Origin of the sequence: Candidatus Acidianus copahuensis (assembly GCF_000632495.1) — an archaeon.
Taxonomy (GTDB): domain Archaea; phylum Thermoproteota; class Thermoprotei_A; order Sulfolobales; family Sulfolobaceae; genus Acidianus; species Acidianus copahuensis.
On sequence record NZ_JFZT01000049.1, the window covers coordinates 1 to 1039 of the forward strand.

At 32.9% G+C, this 1039-nt stretch carries 1 protein-coding gene; it reads right to left on the reverse strand.

Going from position 1 to position 1039, the window contains the following annotated elements:
• Positions 1–549: 549 nt before the first annotated feature.
• Positions 550–960, reverse strand: a complete 411-nt coding sequence (locus CM19_RS09880; protein ID WP_048098479.1) for a hypothetical protein — start codon at positions 958–960, stop codon at positions 550–552.
• Between the last annotated feature and the right edge of the window lie 79 nt (positions 961–1039).

The window sequence follows — 1039 nt, forward strand, 5'->3', positions numbered from 1 at the left end:
CTGTCTGATTAATCCCGTGCGGTGGTTATGTGGGTCTTGAAGTGAAAAGACTTTTCCTCCGTTTCAGAGATACAGCGACTTCACAAAATCTATTACGACTGTTCTCTTATAGGTAACAGGAAATTACGTAAAATGGACTTTCCATATTTTTAGAAGATATCACTCTCTGTTCTCACTCTTACAGTCTTCCGATCCTTTAATCTACAGAGAGATAGAGAATATAGATCCCTTGGATTTCCGTTTCTAATTACGTAAAAGATAAACAATTTCGTAGGCGACTTTTCTATGCAAGAAGTTAGTAGGACTACTGATCGCAATCTCTAGGAACATTATTATCTCATTACGCGATGGTTTAGAATAATCCTTAGATCCTGTAAGTTCCTCTCCACCATGGTAAGGCTAGTTTGACTGCGAAATAGGAAACCCCTATCAAAGAGTTGATTAGTTTGTAACTATAAATCATAACTATAAAATTTACGTATTTGAAATACTAATCTAACCGCAATAGATGGCTATAAGTCCTAACAAAATTAACTAAATTAATGAGTATTATCTATTGTTTGATGTAGTAGGATTCAAATGTAATATATTATTTCCGATTAATGCGCTTATCTTTTTACCATTATATACTAAAATAAGTTCATCACTATTCTTTACTTTTCTATTGCTAACTAAAACTAGAATACTTCTTCCTAGTTCTCTTTTAAGTCTAATTATATTTCCTATCCTCAGATTACCTTTTTTTGTAGAGATAGACTTAAGATCTTTTGTCAGTTCTACAAAGGAATCTGGATCACTAACCTTAAACACTTCATCATTTCCTAGCTTTAATATGCTTCCATCATCTATCAGAAAAGTTACATCCACGTCCCTAAATTTATACAGTAAGCTTTCAACGAACTTCCGTAAGCGCGAGTACTCTATGCTTGAGTTAAGATCCATCGCGATTAGCAGTTTCATATCGATCACTATAGATTAATCCTTATATACTTTCCTATTCTTTCAATTAATCAAACCCTCTGTTAAAATGATTTACTAA